This is a genomic window from Paenibacillus sp. FSL H8-0260 (genome assembly GCF_045040625.1).
Lineage (GTDB): Bacteria > Bacillota > Bacilli > Paenibacillales > Paenibacillaceae > Paenibacillus_AQ > Paenibacillus_AQ odorifer.
In genome coordinates, this window is the sequence record NZ_CP150298.1 from 3,346,181 (window position 1) to 3,364,368 (window position 18,188).

The 18,188-nt window shown below is 41.8% G+C and carries 16 protein-coding genes and 1 pseudogene; 14 read left to right on the forward strand and 3 right to left on the reverse strand.

Features of this window, described 5'->3' with window-relative positions:
* Positions 1 to 66 precede the first annotated feature (66 nt).
* On the reverse strand, positions 67 to 513 hold the full coding sequence (locus tag MHI51_RS14950) for an OsmC family protein (protein WP_076217562.1): 447 nt from the start codon (positions 511 to 513) through the stop codon (positions 67 to 69).
* A 191-nt stretch (positions 514 to 704) separates the two neighbouring features.
* Here MHI51_RS14950 and MHI51_RS14955 point away from each other — a divergent pair.
* The 11 genes and pseudogenes from MHI51_RS14955 to MHI51_RS15005 form a co-directional block, all read left to right on the forward strand.
* Positions 705 to 872 (forward strand): annotated as a pseudogene (locus MHI51_RS14955) (formylglycine-generating enzyme family protein); the annotation flags it as partial.
* A 115-nt stretch (positions 873 to 987) separates the two neighbouring features.
* Positions 988 to 1,317: a hypothetical protein gene (locus MHI51_RS14960; RefSeq protein WP_256717452.1), complete on the forward strand. Its 330-nt coding sequence runs from the start codon at positions 988 to 990 to the stop codon at positions 1,315 to 1,317.
* Positions 1,318 to 1,542: 225 nt separating this feature from the next.
* Complete coding sequence (locus MHI51_RS14965) at positions 1,543 to 2,898, forward strand: extracellular solute-binding protein (protein WP_342410831.1); 1,356 nt, start codon at positions 1,543 to 1,545, stop codon at positions 2,896 to 2,898.
* Positions 2,899 to 2,955: 57 nt separating this feature from the next.
* The gene (locus MHI51_RS14970) at positions 2,956 to 3,855 is read left to right on the forward strand and encodes a carbohydrate ABC transporter permease (protein ID WP_076125692.1); all 900 of its coding nucleotides are present in this window, start codon (positions 2,956 to 2,958) and stop codon (positions 3,853 to 3,855) included.
* Positions 3,855 to 4,694, forward strand: a complete 840-nt coding sequence (locus MHI51_RS14975; RefSeq protein ID WP_076125690.1) for a carbohydrate ABC transporter permease — start codon at positions 3,855 to 3,857, stop codon at positions 4,692 to 4,694. The genes MHI51_RS14970 and MHI51_RS14975 overlap by 1 nt, the downstream gene beginning before the upstream one ends.
* Positions 4,695 to 4,798: 104 nt before the next feature.
* A complete protein-coding gene (locus MHI51_RS14980) occupies positions 4,799 to 6,565 on the forward strand; it encodes a sensor histidine kinase (protein WP_076217565.1) in 1,767 nt (588 codons plus the stop codon).
* Positions 6,555 to 8,159, forward strand: a complete 1,605-nt coding sequence (locus tag MHI51_RS14985; RefSeq protein ID WP_341002534.1) for a response regulator — start codon at positions 6,555 to 6,557, stop codon at positions 8,157 to 8,159. The genes MHI51_RS14980 and MHI51_RS14985 overlap by 11 nt, the downstream gene beginning before the upstream one ends.
* A gap of 201 nt (positions 8,160 to 8,360) precedes the next feature.
* Positions 8,361 to 8,753 (forward strand): hypothetical protein, encoded by a 393-nt coding sequence (locus MHI51_RS14990; RefSeq protein WP_076125684.1) that lies wholly within the window; start codon positions 8,361 to 8,363, stop codon positions 8,751 to 8,753.
* Entirely contained in the window at positions 8,740 to 9,225 is a 486-nt protein-coding gene (locus MHI51_RS14995; protein WP_405174010.1) for a nitroreductase family protein, read from the forward strand. The genes MHI51_RS14990 and MHI51_RS14995 overlap by 14 nt, the downstream gene beginning before the upstream one ends.
* 18 nt (positions 9,226 to 9,243) lie before the next feature.
* The gene (locus MHI51_RS15000) at positions 9,244 to 10,983 is read left to right on the forward strand and encodes an ABC transporter ATP-binding protein (protein WP_405174011.1); all 1,740 of its coding nucleotides are present in this window, start codon (positions 9,244 to 9,246) and stop codon (positions 10,981 to 10,983) included.
* A complete protein-coding gene (locus tag MHI51_RS15005) occupies positions 10,970 to 12,835 on the forward strand; it encodes an ABC transporter ATP-binding protein (RefSeq protein ID WP_081387453.1) in 1,866 nt (621 codons plus the stop codon). Before MHI51_RS15000 ends, MHI51_RS15005 begins: the two co-directional genes overlap by 14 nt.
* Positions 12,836 to 13,153: 318 nt before the next feature.
* On the opposite strand, the gene MHI51_RS15010 is transcribed toward MHI51_RS15005, so the two are convergent.
* Entirely contained in the window at positions 13,154 to 13,699 is a 546-nt protein-coding gene (locus MHI51_RS15010; RefSeq protein ID WP_076276503.1) for a TetR/AcrR family transcriptional regulator, read from the reverse strand.
* A 168-nt stretch (positions 13,700 to 13,867) separates the two neighbouring features.
* Here MHI51_RS15010 and MHI51_RS15015 point away from each other — a divergent pair, with 168 nt between their 5' ends.
* Positions 13,868 to 14,614 carry an SDR family oxidoreductase gene (locus MHI51_RS15015; protein WP_076276504.1) on the forward strand — a complete coding sequence of 249 codons (747 nt, stop codon included), beginning with the start codon at positions 13,868 to 13,870 and terminating at the stop codon, positions 14,612 to 14,614.
* Positions 14,615 to 14,626: 12 nt separating this feature from the next.
* On the forward strand, positions 14,627 to 15,352 hold the full coding sequence (locus MHI51_RS15020) for a dihydrofolate reductase family protein (RefSeq protein ID WP_405174012.1): 726 nt from the start codon (positions 14,627 to 14,629) through the stop codon (positions 15,350 to 15,352).
* Between the two features lie 76 nt (positions 15,353 to 15,428).
* On the opposite strand, the gene MHI51_RS15025 is transcribed toward MHI51_RS15020, so the two are convergent.
* Positions 15,429 to 16,559, reverse strand: a complete 1,131-nt coding sequence (locus tag MHI51_RS15025; protein ID WP_342410834.1) for a glycosyltransferase family 61 protein — start codon at positions 16,557 to 16,559, stop codon at positions 15,429 to 15,431.
* Positions 16,560 to 16,911: 352 nt separating this feature from the next.
* Between MHI51_RS15025 and MHI51_RS15030 the strand changes: the two genes are divergently transcribed.
* The gene (locus tag MHI51_RS15030) at positions 16,912 to 17,892 is read left to right on the forward strand and encodes an aldo/keto reductase (protein WP_076125870.1); all 981 of its coding nucleotides are present in this window, start codon (positions 16,912 to 16,914) and stop codon (positions 17,890 to 17,892) included.
* Positions 17,893 to 18,188 lie beyond the last annotated feature (296 nt).

Consider the following 18,188-nt stretch of genomic DNA (forward strand, 5'->3'; position numbering starts at 1 on the left):
GACATGAAAAAGAGCTGCTTAGTCGCTTTTACGCAACTTTGCAGCTCTTTTAGCATTATTAAAAGGTTAATTTTCAATCACAATACGATTTAGCTTGAGATTAACCGGAGCAGCAATGGTGTCACCTACAGGGCATTTGCTCTCCAGAAATTGTACGAACTGTTCGACCTTCTCAGCAGGGGATGGAGTCTTTATGTAGAATGTATACCGAATATCGGAATAGCCAGGACGTACTTCAGAGCGGTTGAAGAATCCGTCGAGATCCAAGTCACCTTCCACATCTACTCTGAAATCTTCAAGATCCACCTCAAATTTAGAGGCGTAGACCCGAGCTACAATGGATTGGCAGGCACCCAAAGAAGCGAGCAAAGCTTCAACAGGATTCATTCCTGTATCCGTGCCCCCTAGACTTGTCGGTTCATCGATGACCAGCTCGAATTGTCTTGCATTAGTAACGACCTTTACGCCGTCTTGCAAATGAGCAGTTGCTTTGAAAGTTTGAACATTTGGCATGTGTTTACACTCCTTCTTGTGGACAAACTAAGGATGATTTAATGTTTCTTATTTTTTTGTAATTCATAGTATGTTTCTTGGAATTGTATAGATTATAGTTCTATTCTGTATACCCGTCAATACATGATTAAAATTATAGTTAGGAGGCAGCTAGAGTGTCGACCGAAATTGAGGGCTATTTGGACTATCCTATGGTTGCAATTCCAGGGGGAGAAATAGAATTAAGAGACGATCGGATAAAGCGTAGTTGGAAAGCACAATTCAAACCGTTTCTTCTTGCACCCTATCCTGTAACTATGGATCTATCCAATGCTATAATTAATAACTCATCTCAGGGAGATCTAAAGCCGTTTGTGAATATAAAGGTGAAGATGGTATACACATTACTTGGATAAGGAGTCAGACGGCTTCCATCTTACCCGGTCTTATTAATGGGCTATGGTTTTGTAAGTGGAATTAGAGGAGGGAATAATTATGCGCGAAGGGCACATAGATAAGCACGGTTATAACGAGCATCGAGAATACGGAGAGCATGAAGAAATGAATATAAATGGAGTCAAGGAGGGTTCGGAGCATCCTCACAAAAGCGCTCAGACCTTTCGTCGTGCTAGGGCTATCGCATTTTTGGACAAGCTAATGATTAATCGTTCGGCGTTGCAGCAGCAGCTAAACGAGTCAGAGATTGAATCGGCAAAACAAGTCATTAGTGGTGAACTAAAAGCTACGGAAGCGATCATCGATGAGTTCATACATATGTTTCAGATTCATGAGATAACTTCTGATAATAGAGAAGAGAGAAGATAGAACCTAAGCCACTCAGCTATATAGAGGTGTTCATTCCCTAAGTTTTGATATGAATGAAAAAAAGACTTCTGAAGAAATCAGAGGTCTTCTTTATGTGTAGCTAATAAAGAAAAATGTCTAATGTAAAGAGAATACATCATTAAGTAAAACGCTTTCATGTTCACTCGATAAATTGATTTATATAATTAGTCCTGTAAGCAATATAAAAATGGGGGGCGAAAAAGAATGAAAAAAGTCAACAAAAAAAGGATTAGCCTAACTCTAACAGTGTTGATGGCTATGTCCATACTTATCACTGCTTGTGGTGGGAACAACGGGAATAACGTGAATTCTGAGGCTAATGCAAACGCAGGCAAAACGGGAAAAAACCCTGCGGCGGAAGAGAAGCTCAAGATTACTATGTGGTCCCAATTCGCGGATCCAAATTCTAAAGACGGCGGGTTTGTTGGTTTTTATAAAGCACTTGAAGCAACCCAGGCTAAATTTCCTAATGTTGAAATCGAGCATGTGGGTGTTGGGGGCGAATCTTATAAAACAAAAGTGAAAGCGGCTTCAGCCGCCAATGAGCTGCCCGACATTTTTTACACCTGGGGTGGCGGATTCTCTGAGCCATTTATAGCGGGGAACCGGATTTTGTCCATTGATGATCTCGCAAAAGATGGAACGCTGGACCAAATTGTACCAGGTACGACAGACAATTTCATCTTCGACAGCAAGCTTTACGGTCTGCCGATCAATATAGCTACTGCTCAAATGTACGTCAATAAAGAACTATTTGAGCAAGCAGGAGCGAAAATTCCGGAAACATGGGATGAGCTTGTTGCTGCGATTGAAGCACTAAAAGCAAAAGGCATTCAGCCGATTGCACTTGGGGCTAAAGACAGATGGCCGGCAATGCAATGGAACGCGATTCTAGCCATCCGGATGGCAGGCGTGGATGCTGTAAATGCCGCTTTAACGAAAACAGGATCATTCGACACAGCTGAATTCACAGAAGCTGCTGCGAAATACAAACAATTGATTGATGCGGACTCCTTCGGCAAACATTTTGTTGGAACTTCTTATGATGACGCGACAAATATGTTCCTATCAGGCAAAGCAGCTATGATGTTCATGGGCGCTTGGGTTAACGGACAGATTGAAGATGATAACTCTCTGGTCAAAGGTAAAGTGGTACCGATTAAATTTCCAACCATTCCAGGGGGGAAAGGAAATGCTGACGAGTGGTTCGGAGGTTCGGGTGAAACATTCGTGCTCAATGCCGATCTGAAAAACAAGGAAAGAATATGGGAAGTATACAAGTTCTTTATTGAGACCATGTCTAAAGAAGTATTTCTGGCTGGTTCAGGCTCCTCAGCATGGAAAGTTGATGTAGGTGACACTTCTCAAATGAATCCACTGGCTCTGCAAATTGGTGAATTGTCCTCATCAGCAACTGGTTTCTCCTACTGGTGGGATCAAATGCTGAATGGTAATGACACTGAATCTATGTTCGGTTCGCTGATGAAATTCGTCGCCGGAAAAACAACACCTGAAGACTACACGAAAGAACTACAGAGCAAGGTTAATCAAGGACAATAATCTGCGTCAGGCGGCGAGAATTGTTCGCCGCCTGATCGATTTAAGGTGGAGTGAAGCATGCATCAAGTATTCGGAAACAAAAAGGCTATCGCCGTATTTGTTGTTCCTGCTTTGATTTTATACATTCTTGTTGGTTTTTTCCCGATCCTTCAGTCTATGTATTACAGTCTGTTGGACTGGGATGGGATACAACCGGCTAAATTTATTGGTTTAGCTTCTTATAAGGATTTATTTTTTGCAGATACGTACGGCATGGATTTTAATCATTCGATACTTAATACGTTGTATCTGGCAGTTCTTTCTGTTTTCATGCAACTTCCGATAGCTCTGGTGCTCGCACTGGTTCTTGCCAGAGGGGTGTGGGGTGAAAAGCTGTATCGTACTTTGTATTTCATTCCAGTCTTGGTATCCTCCTCTGTCATCGGGGTTATGTTTCTGAAAATCTATCAGCCTGAATATGGCTTGCTGAATACGATACTCAATCAACTAGGCTTGTCCTCCTGGACACATGATTGGTTAACGGAAAGCGGAACTGCACTAATAAGTGTTATGATTCCAATCGTTTGGCAATATATCGGCTACCATATGCTTCTAATGTACGCTGCCATCAAAGGGATTCCTGAAGATTTGTACGAGGCTGCAAAAATTGACGGAGCATCAAGTATAAGAACCGCCTTCTCTATCACTATTCCACTTATTTCACCGATCCTGAAGGTATGCGTCATATTTGCTGTTTTGGGATCATTGAAGTTTTTCGATTTAGTCTTCATTATGACCAATGGCTACCCTACACCGGAAACTAGTGTTCCAAGTACATTGATGTATTCGTCGATTTTTAATCGCAATATGTATGGGTACGGCAGCGCGATGGCCGTGTTTATGGTTGTGGAATGTCTCTTTTTCTACTTAGTTCTACAAAAACTGATCAGAACCTACGATGATAAGGAGGAGAGCTAATGACAACAACACATAACCGCCGCTGGCCAAAGGTTGTTTTGCAGATTGCGTTTCTAATCTTCGCAGTTATTCAACTGTATCCGCTCGTGTGGCTTGTATTTTCCTCTTTTAAAACAAACATAGAAATTACAGGCTCAAATGTGATGGGCTTGCCTAATGAGTGGCGGTGGGCGAACTACGACTACGCACTTTTTAAGGCGAATATCGCACGTAACTTTTTGAACAGCCTTATGTATACAACGGTAACTGTCATTATTTCTGCTCTGTTATCGGCAATGGTTTCTTTTGCTGTCGCAAGAATGAAGTGGAAGCTTAATAATGTGGTGCTTACTTTCTTCATGCTGGGATTGATGATCCCCGTTCATGCTACGCTGCTACCTGTCTTTCAGATGTTAAAAATGACAAGCTTGCTGAATACGCCTTGGGCCTTAATCATTCCTTATACCGTTAGTGCACTTCCTACTACAATCTTTATCATGATTGGTTTCTTTAGAGCGCTGCCAGGGGAGTTGGAAGAAGCCAGCGTTGTAGACGGCTGCAATATTTATCAGGTTTTTTTCCGTATTATGCTTCCGCTTGTAAAGCCGGCTATCGTAACCACTTCCATCTTTACTTTTTTATCCGCTTGGAACGAACTGATGTTTGCCAATACATTCATTAATGATCCTGACTTAGCAACAATTACCGTCGCCATCAATTCGTTTAAAAGTGCCTATGCCACAGAATTTGGACCTATGTTCGCAGGAATGGTTGTGGCTACACTACCCATGATCATTATCTACTTGTTCCTAAGTAATCAAGTCCAAAAAAGCATTATTGCCGGGGCAGTTAAGGGTTAAAGCAATGGGATAGGAATCTTTCGAAAAATGCTATACTAGTGTCGTATTGAAGAAGCTATAAATAAAAGTCCGTATTCGCTTAATTGTCGGTCAGGAGGTTACCGGTGAGGTTTGCACGTATCCGATCACAAATCGTTTTTTACTACTTGGCCTTATTAGTGGTTTCCATGATTGCAAGCGGTATTATGTACCAACGAATCAATGAGAAATTCACCGAGGAAAAGGTAGGTGAGGTATCGCTTCAAACCTTGAACGCCATGAATTCCGGAATCGAATCACTTCTTGACAGCACGAATAATTATTCCAAGATGATCGTGTCGAACAATACGGTTCAGGAAATTTTGGGCAGTGATCTGGCGGGTAACGACATCGGAATTTTAACTTACAAGCTAGAGGTTGCTCTGTCAGATTTTATGCTCGCAGAGCCCTCTATCTCTTCTGTCTATCTATTCGATAATGCAGGACGTAAGTTTGCGATTGATTTGCAGTCTGCAAAACCGATCAGAACGGATGGGATCGAGTCAGCGGAATGGTACTCCGAGGCGGTCGCCTTAGACGGAAAAGCAATTTGGAGGAAAAATGCCGGAGGTATCTTCAATTTTGAGACGAAGGAACCCCAGCAGGATCCACAATATATTTCTCTGATTCGCATCGTAAACGACATGAACACTTCTAAGAAAATAGGAGTATTAGTCGTGAACATTACAGTTCAGGAGCTAAAAAAAAGCTATGAACGTTCGATCAACGATAATAAACCTGATTTAATGATCGAAACTGGATATGAGACACTCCTTGATTTTACACGGCCTGAATTATCGACTTATACAAACTCTTCTATGCTTGATGTGCCGCTCGGCAGTAGCAAAATCGTAAAGATCAAAGATCATAATTATCTGATCTCTTCTCTGGTTTCAATGGATCGTGGTTGGAGGTTTACTAGTGCTCAGCCTCTTGGGGAATGGGAAAGCCCTTATCGTCAATTTAATCTGATGCTGTTAATGATTATGTTGTTTAATTTCATTTCTATATTTTTAGGCTCCGTCTGGATTTCTAGATTCATTACTACACCTATTTTACATATGCTGCGATCCATGAAAAAAGTGGAGATTGGAGATTTCAGTTTGGTTCGGTACGAGGCGAGAACGGATGAGCTGAACCAGTTGAAAGATAGGTATAACAATATGATTATGACCATTGAGCAAGCGCTGAAGCGGGAGAAAGAAGAACAGAAATTGATTCGGAAACTCGAATTGGATATTTTGCAGCAGCAAATTAAACCGCATTTTTTATATAACACGTTAGAATCAGCTGGCTATTTAACTTTGTCAGGAAATAATAATGAGGCGTATCAGATTATTTCTGAGCTTGCAGCCTTCTATCGTCAGAGTCTTAGTAAGGGCAGTGATGTAGTAACGTTAAGAGAAGAAGTAGAGATCACTAAAAGTTATTTGAGTATACAAAATATTCGCTATCCAGAAATTTTCATCAGTGAAATTGAGGTGCCGGAAGAAGCTGAGTATGTTCGGATACCCAAATTGACGCTTCAGCCGCTTGTAGAAAATGCGCTTTATCATGGTATTCGCCCTTTAGGGGAGTGTGGTAAGATTCGCATCCTTGCCCGAATTCAGGGGAATCGACTGAAGCTAGTCGTGGAAGATGATGGTGTGGGGATGAATGAAGACAAACGTCGGGAAATGCAAGCTGAGCCCTATGGGCAAAATGAGTCCAGTTTTGGGTTGCGCGGTACTTTGATGCGTTTGAAGCTGTACTATGGGGCGGACATGAATTGTAGTTTGGTCAGTGCACCGGGAGAAGGAACTCGGATTGAATTGGAACTACCGCTTGAGGAGGGGAATAGTCATGGAGCTTGAACTTCTCAGAGCCATTATTGTGGATGATGAAATTAATGCGAGAAAAATTGTTCCCATCATTATAGATTGGCAAGCGGTTGGTTACAGATTCGTAGGTGAGGCCTCGAATGGAAGCGAAGCGTTAGATCTGATCGAAACCATGAAACCGGATGTAGTATTTACAGATATCAGTATGCCTTTTATGGATGGACTGGAATTAAGCCGGTTGATAAAAGAAAGGTATCCGCTAGTCAAAATTGTGATCATCACTGCACATCCCGAATTCGAATATGCAAAAAGAAGCCTGGACATTGGAGTACAAAATTTTATCTTGAAGCCGCTCCAAGCCGAGGAGATACGAAGAGTTGCGGTAGATCTTCATGGGAAAATCCGGGAAGAGACAGAGCGGTGGAACGAATATCAGGAGCTGAACCGACAGTTAAAAGAACACGCCGTTCAACTAAAAGAAAAATTTCTAAATGATTTGCTATCAGGCCTCTGGGACCCCGATCAGCTGGATAGCCGATTCCATTACTTTTTTCCTGAATCAGCGAACAGCTTGTTTTCAATCATGCTTATTGAACTTCAAATTCCTTTAGAAGAAGGGGAGGAACAACGAATCCTGCAGTCTTTGCGTTGTAAGAGGTTTATTGATTACGCGCTTGAAGAGTATGAGGGAATCGAAGTTTTTTTTGATAACAGTCAACGGATTGTCCTTCTTAATAGAAAAGATAATCAGAATCTTACGAAGATTGGAGAGTGGCTGGCCCAATCGCTCCATGAAAAGCTTGGATGTAAAGCTTGCATTGGCGTAGGTAGTACCTGTACAGATTTCAATAGGATCAAAGAATCCTATAAAGAGGCGCTGGAGGCAGTTAGATATGGTAAGTTAAAGGGCAGTAACGCTATCTATTTTTTTAATGATGAAATTCATTTCGGGGGCCGATCCTGGGAAGTTAAGACGATTGAAATTGAGGAAATTTTGTTTTTTGTAAAAGCTGGTGTCTTAGACAAGGCTGTGCAATCCATTGAGAAAATGTTTCAGGATTTGGAGAAGTCCGAGGCTTTTTCTGTGGAACGAGCTAGGCTGGTTTCCGCCCAATTTGTCTCCACATTAATCAATTCACTCGCTGAAATGGGAGTTATACTAGATAATAATCTTTCTTTCGATATTTCGCCATATAAAAGGATTTTTGAGCTCGATAGCCTGCCAGACATGCAACAGACATTACTTGAACTCACAGAGAAGGTAACCTCTCAAGTAATCCAGGCACGAAGCAAAAAAACTAATAATATTATCCATGAAGTTAAAGATTTTATTCAACAGGAGATGCACATTCCGGAGATGTCTTTATCCTATGTATCGAATAAATTCCACATGAATTCCAGTTACTTTAGCCGGATCTTTAAGCAGGACACAGGGATTAGCTTTACGGATTATCTTCTCAAGTGCAGAATGGAAAAAGCGGTGAAGCTTCTGAATGAAACGGATTGGAAAGCTTATCAAATTGCTGAAAAGGTCGGCATTAAAGATCCATTTTACTTCAGTAACTGTTTTAAAAAAGTAATGGGAGTATCCGTTCAGGAGTATAAGAAAAATAGCTTTTCCCTATAAATCACTCCGTTGAATTTGATAATTTTTCTCTTTAAGCCCGCACTTTATGCGGGTTTTTTATTGTTTTTTTAGATATAAAGTAAGCAATAATGATGTTACAAAATGGAAAAATGATCTTGACAGAAATGGTTTCTATCGTATACATTTGTATACATGAAGAGCGCGTATACAAATGTATACACCGCAAAAGGAGGAAATAAAATGCGTGAAGGACATGTCGGCAAACGTGGCGGTCATAGGGAACATGGAGAGCACAGAGATCGTGAGGGACGTGGCGAACACAGAGATCGTGGCTTTATGAAACATGGGATGACGGAATCAATGGATCCACATCCTAAAAGTGCTCAAACTTTTCGCCGTGGCAGAGCCATCGCTTTTTTAGATAAGCTTATGGTTAACCGGGCTACATTACAGCGGCAGTTAAATCAGCCTGAGCTTGAATCGATTAAACAAGTGGTTAGCGGTGAATTAAAAGCAACGGAAGCGATCATTGAAGAGTTTAAACAAATCTTTCAGATTCATGAGATCGCTCCAGAAGATACAACATCAAAAGTTAATAAAGAGGAGAGTAAAGAAAAAGATGAAAATAACTGAGCTTATTAAAACCCGTAGAAGTACAAAACAATTCAAACAGACTCCAATTCGTGAAGAGGAGTTACATTCATGGCTGGAGGCTGCAAGTTACGCTCCTATTCATCGTATGACCGAACCTTGGGAGCTTCTTTTCATCGGACCCAATACTAGAGCGAAATTAAAGCATAAGACGGATTTTGGCAACGCACCTGTTGTTTTTGCAGTTCTGTCTAAGCCTGCCGCAACTGCGTTTGAACGCGATGAGAATGTTATGGCTGCTGCTTGTTTCGTACAAAATTTCTTATTAGCTGCACATGAAGCAGGTGTAGGTACGTATTGGGCTTCGCTGGGGGCTTTGCCTCATAATCGTGAGATTCTTAGTGTTCAAGAAAATTACGATGTTATTGGGATATTTGGAATGGGGTATCCGGAGGAAGTGCCGAATGCGAAACCCAGAACACCGATTAGTTCTAAAATCACGTATTTATCTTAAACAATTGAAGGTGGCGGAATGTGGAAGCTTAAGCATTATTTGAGGCCATATTGGGTGTGGTGTGTGTTGGCACCATTGCTGATGCTGGTCGAAGTGACTATGGATTTACTGCAGCCCACGCTCATGGCAAGCATTGTGGATAAGGGTGTCATGACAAAAGATTTGTCTCATATTTTCTCGACCGGACTGATCATGCTTGGTGTAGCGTTTATCGGTCTAATTGGTGGGGTGGGCTGCACTATTTTTTCGAGTATTGCTTCTCAAAACTTCGGAAATGATTTGCGGATTAGCTTGTTTGAACATATTCAGAAATTTTCTAATAAGAACCTGGATCAATTGAAGACGGGCTCACTGATTACACGATTAACAAATGATGTGGTACAGCTGCAAACCTTTGTGCAAATGATTTTGCGGAGTATTCGATCTCCCTTGCTATTAGTCGGAAGCTTGGTGATGGCGATTCGGATTAGTCCTATGCTGACCCTCATCCTAGCCGTTGCCGTGCCACTCTTGAGTTTAATTTTGTATGGGTTAATCCGACTTTCTTTTCCTTTATTTCAGAAAATGCAGGTCAAATTAGACGGTGTGAACACAGTGTTGCAGGAAAATTTATCAGGCATTCGTGTAGTCAAAGCATTCGTCCGCGCTAACCATGAACAGAAACGCTTTAATACAGCTAACAAGGATTATACAGAAATTGCGATAAAAGCGGTACGGTTAATGTCATTAAATATGCCGCTAATGATGCTTGTACTAAATGCCAGTATTGTTGCTGTACTATGGTTTGGGGGAGTGCAAAGCTGGAACGGTGGGCTGCCAGTTGGTCAGCTGATCGCTTTTATTAACTATATAACCCAATTGTTGATGTCAATGCTGATGTTAAGCAATATGTTGACCTTCTTCTCACGAGCCAAGGTTTCTGCCGATCGGGAGAATGAAGTATTTTCCACCATTAGTGAGATTAAAGAAGTTGTCAACGCTAAAAAAGATGCCATACACAACGGTCGGATCGTATTTGACAATGTATCTTTTGCTTATGATCCTTCGGATGAAAATCTAGTGTTAGACGATATTAATTTCACTGCGGAGCCAGGAGAAACAGTGGCCATTCTTGGTGCCACCGGTACTGGTAAATCATCATTGGTCAGCCTCATTCCCCGGTTTTACGAAGTGTCCTCTGGATCCATTACAATTGATGGCTCCGACACTCGTATGATTGTCCTTGAAGATTTGCGTAGCAGAATCGGATATGTTATGCAGCAGGCTATTCTGTTCAGCGGTACTATCCGCGATAATATCCGATACGGCAGACCGGATGCCACAGATGAGGAAGTGAAAGAAGCAGCAATAGCCGCTGAAGCTCACAGTTTCATTTTAGAACTTCCACAGGGTTACGATACAGAGCTCGGCCAGCGTGGCATTAACCTGTCCGGTGGGCAAAAGCAGCGGCTTTCGATTGCACGGGCACTTTTAATTCAGCCAACAATCCTCATTATGGATGACAGCACTAGCGCGCTCGATGCAGCGACAGAGTCACGAATCCGGCAGATGTTAAAAATACGGCTGCGCAGCAGCACGAATATTTTGATAGCTCAGCGTGTCACCTCTGTAATTGATGCTGATCGTATTCTGGTATTAGAAAACGGCCGAATTGCTGTACAAGGTACACATGATGGGCTTATGAACAGCAGTGAAATATACAGAGATATCTGGAGATCACAGATGAAGGGAGAGGAGGTGCCTTATGTCAAAGCTTAATAATGGCATGAACACCACTCCTTTTAATCGATCAGGCGGATTCGGACCTGGATCTGGATCTGGACCGGGATCTGGCCCCGGACGGGGCGGAGCTGTGCCAATCGTACGTGCTAAGAATCAAGCGGGAACACTCAAACGCATCTGGATGTATTTGAACCGCCAGCGGTTCGGGTTAATCATTGTGTATGTATTTACTGTGTTAAATGCAATTCTTTCGTTGATTGGGCCTTATCTAATCGGTAAAGCGATTGATACTGCGGTAATTCCTCACGATTATCAGGGTCTTATTCGTTTTTGTCTACTCCTAATAGGTATTTATGGGCTAAGCAGTGTGGTTGCTTGGGTGCAAGCCTATGTTATGACATCCGTCTCACAGAATACCGTGTTTGAGCTGCGTCGTGATCTGTTCAGCAAATATCAACAGCTACCGATTAAGTTTTTTGACACGCAAGCTAACGGAGAACTAATGAGCCGGGCAACCAACGACATAGAGAGCGTATCCAGTACACTTAATCAGAGTGTGACCCAGTTATTAAACAGTTTGATCACCCTAAGCGGTTCACTAGTGATCATGTTAATGATGAACGTTCCGTTGACCGTAGTTTCACTGATAACGATCCCTCTTGTGTTATTGTCCAGCCGTAAAATCATAGGTTTAAGTCGAACTTATTTTAAAAATCAGCAACGCCATCTAGGTGAGTTGGGTGGATTTATCGAAGAAACCATCAGCGGACAAAAAGTAGTCAAACAATACAGCAGGGAAGAGACAGAAGTGAAACGGTTCCGCAAAATCAGTGGAGAGTTGAATAAAGTCGGCATTAAAGCACAAATTGTTTCCGGATTAGTGGGACCGGTCATGAACATGATTAATAACCTTGGATTTGCGATCATTGCCGGGGTGGGTGGCTGGATGGCTTTTCATAACATGGCTACGGTTGGCGTAATCGTTAGCTTCCTTACGTATTCCAAACAGTTCGGACGACCGATCTCCGATCTTGCTAACCAGTACAATCTAATTCAGTCGGCAATTGCTGGTGCGGAGCGTGTGTTTGAAGTTATGGATATGCCATCCGAATACGGTGACGGTGATGAACAAAGTGACGATCTGCCAAGGTTAAAAGGGAATGTTATTTTCAAAGACGTTTCATTTGCTTACAAGCCGGATTCACCGATTCTGAGCGGGGTTACGTTTGAAGCAAAACCCGGAGAGAAAATTGCGCTTGTTGGCCCAACGGGAGCTGGAAAAACGACCATTGTCAACTTGCTGATCAGATTCTATGATTTGAGCGGCGGCTCCATATTCATTGATGGCCGCGATATTGGAGAGCTGGATAAAAATGCACTTCGTAGTCAATTGGGAATGGTATTGCAAGACGCGCATGTATTCTCGGGAACGATTCGGGAAAATATTCGCTTTGGCCGTCTTGATGCGACTGACCAAGCGGTAGAGGAAGCGGCAAGATTGGCCAATGCAGACGCCTTTATCAATAGACTGCCGCATGGATATGAGACTATTCTCCATGCGGAAGGCAGTAATTTGAGCCACGGCCAGCGTCAGCTTTTAACGATTGCCCGCGCCATTCTAGCTGATCCAGCTATTTTGATCCTAGATGAGGCAACCAGCAGTGTGGATACGCGTACGGAAATGCATATTCAACAGGCGATGGAAAAGCTAATGAAGGGACGAACAAGCTTTGTGATCGCCCATAGGCTTAGTACCATCCAGGATGCTGATCGTATACTCGTTATTCAGGGTGGCGGAATTGCCGAGCAAGGCAGTCATAAAGAGCTTCTTGCGCTGCAAGGCGTTTATTACGAGCTGTACAATACCCAGTTCAAACGAGCGATTTAAAAGAATCTTTACTTGAACTGATAACATTTGTAAGTAGATGCTTTTATCGGACTCCTCTGACCTTAAAGGCAAGATTTTCTGATTTTCAGAAGATTAAAGGACCCCACTGCAGCTATTGGCATGAAAAACACAAAATATAAGTCACTTTCTAAGGAATAACGTCCTTGAGGTCCGAAGCCCTGTTTCAAGAGCTGAAAACTACCAAATAACGTCATCTGGGTCCGAAGTCCTTAAAAAGATGTGTAATCTATTGCCGTAATTAATGCCCGATAAAAAAGAGCGGCGATTCACCTATTATAGGAGAATCGCCGCTTTTTTTTATAAATTCCTCTCTAATAACGTTCCGAGTTGTTCAGCCAAGACTTGATAGGTCACAGGTCTTTCATTCTTGAACCACCATTCCACTACCCCTGCATAAGCCGATGCAACAAAACTAATAATAACCTCTTCATGTAACCCTTCGTTTATGCCTTCGGTGGTAGTTACTTCATGTCTAAACTCATCGAGAAGAAAGCTTAAGAAACGATTTCGGAAATAAGGAGCACCTTTACTCGCTAGCATCATAGAGAAGAAAGAATAATTTTTATCGAAGTATTCCGTCCAGGTCAACGTTGCCTCGATAAAATCCAATTCAGACGCCGATTCACAAAGTGTTCTTAGGACCTCTATATGTTCTTCGATAAGTTTATCTAACAAATCATATTTATCCAGATAATGAAGGTAGATCGTTCCCCGGCTTACATTTGCTGTGTCGGAGAGATCCTGTATGGTAATGTCGTCAAAATTTTTCTCAGACATTAGTTCAATAACAGCCTTTTTAAGCGCATCTTGAGTTTTGAGTATTCTTCTATCCACTTTAGACATTCGTGGTTCACCTAACTTTCAGAAAATACTGAACACATTCATAGGATCTGTTCAGTATTGAACAAAACAGAATCATCGTACAATTGAATGTATTTTGTAACTGTTTATAATAATAGACTATAGTCCATTAATGAATCAATATTCAATATCGAAAGGATGTTTATTCGCATGTCTAATATCCAAGATAAAGTCGTAATTATTACAGGTGCTTCTAGTGGGATTGGGGAAGCCGCTGCTAAAGAACTAGCCTCTAAAGGAGCTAAGCTTGTCCTAGGCGCACGTCGTGAGGAACGTCTACAAAAGCTACAAGGAGAAATTGAACAAAGTGGTAGAACGGCCATCTACAAAGTAACAGACGTGACTTCCCAAACACAGATGGAAGAACTGGCTGCTTATGCACTTAAAAAGTTTGGCAAAATTGATGTATTAGTTAATAATGCGGGAATCATGCCACAAGCCTTTCTTTTTAAGAAAAAGGTGGATGAATGGGATCAAATGATTGACGTAAATATCAAAGGGGTTTTATATGCGATTGCAGCTGTTCTCCCCTCAATGAGAGAGCAAAAATCAGGTCATATTATTAATCTGTCATCGGTTGCTGGTCATAACATTTACCCAGGGGGTACAGTATATTGTGGCACCAAACATGCGGTTAGAGCAATTTCTGAAGGGCTTCGTCAAGAAGAAGCGATGAGTGGAACCAATATTCGTGTCACCAATGTTTCTCCAGGTGCCGTCAGCAGCGAATTGTTAACTACTACCTCAGATGCAGAGTCAAAAGCTGGCTTGGATGAATTTTACAAAGTGGCTATTGATGCAGACAGCATTGCACGTGCGATCACATTTGCCATTGAGCAACCGTCAGATGTAGCTATCAATGAAATGATTATTCGTCCAACTGTTCAAGTTGGTTAAAAGGGGATCATTATGGACAGACCCTATATTATTTGCCATATGCTTACCTCATTGGATGGTAAAATCATCGGAGATTATTTGGATGAAGAACGGACTGCCTATTTTATTGATGAGTACGAAAATATTCATGATCGGTATGGATGTAAAGCTTGGATATGTGGCAGGATTACCATGGAGGAGAATTTTACATTAGGCAATAAACTAGAATTAGAGCAGAGTAACCTTTCAAGCATTCCAAGAACAGACTATATCGTTCAAAAAGATGCCTCAACATATGCAGTAGCTGTAGATCCCACTGGAAAATTAGGCTGGACCAAAAACTACATTTCAGAAGGAAGTCACAATAGAACAGAGGATCATATCATTGAAGTGCTTACAGAACAGGTATCTGATGCTTATCTAGCTTATCTGAAAAATCTAGGAATCTCATATATATTTGGTGGAAAAGAACGATTGAATTTTTCTGTAGTCGTGGGAAAGCTGAAACAATTATTCTCAATCGATAAATTGATGCTGGAGGGTGGGGGCGTTTTAAACGGGTCTTTCCTGAATGAAGATTTAATTGATGAGTTGAGCCTGGTTATAGTTCCCATCGCAGATGGTGCCTCTAATTCTGTGACCTTATTTGAAATGGATGCATCTATGAAACAACAGCCCCCAGCAAATCTTAGCTTAAAAAGTGTAGAAAAACTTACGGATGATGGGCTATGGTTGAAGTATGTAACACGGCGTGATTAAATCTATGTTTCTTAAAAAGCGCAAAGCAAAATATGCTTTGCGCTTTTTGAATTCGAGAAAGTAGTAAGCAATCTTCTCATTCCAAGCCTGCCAGATGCATCGTTTGTTTCAGACGATCTACGTTCACATAGATGTCCTCCAGTCCTGGAAAACGAATCGCAGGATCGGGTACACCTTGCCCGTACACCATATAATATTCGAGATTATTATGGTTGCTGATCATCCAATAGGTTGGAATAACATGCTGGGCATGGAAAATTTCAATGACCTGTGTTCCAGGCTGGCAAAAAGCCAGATTAGCGAGTCCAGCACCATGTGGACCTACGATTACTTTTGCTGAGGCGAATAATTGGATTTGCTGGGCAACCGTCCAGTCCTCTAGACAAATCGGTACGATATTATATTTTTCAAGGCAGCAGATGACTTCATCTTCATTAACCAACCGTCTTGAGCTAGCTTTTTTTCGTGAAATATAAAAACGTTCCGGAGTGACTAGTGTTGTTTCTCTATGCGGTAACAAAAATCTCCGCAGTGTATCCGTGGTCCAAGGAGGATAATGTGAATTCATCATTAAGGAAGGGACGAGTAACTGGTCAGCCTGAACATATGCTTCTGAATTCGTCCGGATCACCAATGACTCGGATATCCCAAGCATGGTCCACGTTTGTTCCACAAAGGGTCCATACGGATTTGGATTCATGATAATAGTGGAATAAGTGATTCCGCTCGATTGAAGCATCGCTAATCTAGGAAGCACATCATACATCCAATGAAAATAGTTATGGGCTCCGCAAAAGGTTAACACCGCCGCGGTCCCGGCAAAATGTTGAAGCTGCGGATCATTCCACCGGTGAAACACTGGGTGCTCATCTGCTTCAAGCATCCTATATTGCTTGGCGTCATATTCTTGGGAAAGATCAAAGATCAATTTCCCTTCTGGTGTTAGAACAGCACCAGATTCTCCCCATACCTTCCCTCTGGAAATGGTGGCAACGTATCCGCCAAAGGGCTTCAAACAATAAGGTGTTAGTGCTGGAGCAATGCTCGTTTCAATGCTTTTAGGCGCTCTGAACTCAGCCGCCCGTCCGAAGTCAAAAGGAACGACATTCCCCGCTTCCTTTGTACTGTTTTCGTTGTGGGAAGTAAAGTCCCAGATGCTTTGGTAATATCCTTGGGGTGGTACCCCTTGTGCAGAAAATAACATCATGTCACCTCATATTCCCAAGTAGAAGCGCAGAAAACTTATTAAGCTATTTTATGAAATGAAGAATCTTCGGACACAGACTTACACGGAAAGAGGCGGATGAACAAGATTTGATTCAAATGCTGTTATTACTTGATTAATAGGCTTGACATGGACTAGGATTGAATATAAATTCAGTTTATTCAAACGCCGTTTAAATCATCGATTAGGTGCAATGTACTGCTGGAAGTGTTAACTATTCCCCAGTTCCTTTTCATCGGTATGCGTTGGAGCTGTTTTATGAATTAATATGTACCCCTTTAAGACAGGGCATTAGGATATTACAATTTAATTGGAAAGTGTGGATTCGAGATATATGAAGTATACAAAACTTGGAAAAACGGGGCTGGACGTATCCCAACTGTGTTTAGGTTGTATGAGCTTTGGCGTTGCCGAACGTTGGATCCATCAATGGGTGCTTGATGAGAAGCAGAGCCGTGTTATCATAAAAAAAGCGCTTGACCTGGGTATTAATTTTTTTGATACAGCGAATGTATACTCCGATGGAACGAGTGAAGAAATCGTTGGACGAGCGCTTAAGGATTATGCCAATCGAGACGAGATTGTTTTAGCAACTAAGGTCTTTAACCGTATGCATGAAGGTCCGAACGGAGCAGGATTATCCCGGAAAGCAATTATGAGTGAGATTGATAAGAGTCTCAAGAGATTGGGAACAGATTATGTAGATCTATATCAGATTCATCGCTGGGATTATCACACACCTATCGAAGAAACGATGGAAGCTCTTCATGATGTAGTGAAGGCTGGTAAGGCAAGATACATAGGTGCCTCAGCAATGTATGCTTGGCAGTTTCAAAAAGCGTTATATGTAGCGGAGAAAAACGGTTGGACCCGATTTGTATCTATGCAAAATCATCTCAATCTTATCTATCGTGAAGAAGAACGAGAGATGTTGCCGCTTTGTAAGGAAGAGAATATTGGTGTTATTCCCTATAGTCCCCTTGCATCAGGAAGACTTACGCGAGACTGGGCGGTATCAACTCATCGTTCAGAAACTGATCAGATTCAAAAATCTAAATATGATGGAACTGCCGATACCGATCAATTAGTCGTGGAGCGAGTTGCGACAATCGCCGAAAAACACGGTGTTCAACGGATTCATATCGCTCTTGCTTGGTTGCTTCAAAAAGAACCTGTTACGGCACCTATCATCGGGGCTACAAAAACATCGCATCTCGAAGATGCCGTAGGTGCGTTATCCATTACTTTAACCTCTGAAGAAATTGCGTTTTTAGAGGAGCCTTATGTACCACATTCCATCGTTGGTTTTAATTAATAAAAAATCAATGGGGGAGGATAATACCTTAGAGCCGAAGTCAGCGATGTTTATCAACGTTTAACTGTATTTCGTACAACTATATTCCTTCAAATCACTCAGCTCGGGGATATAAGTGTACTTCGTACATCTATTCCCTTGATTTTCTACCCATTAGGTAGGTTTGGTTGTTTTTAGTTGTATAAAGTGCAGTTAAAGTATGAAGGTTCTTTCTGCGTACGGAATAAGTGTATAGAATGCAGTTATTTTCCAGATTCGATTAAGACGTAGATCTAGAAGAATGCGGAGAGGAACTT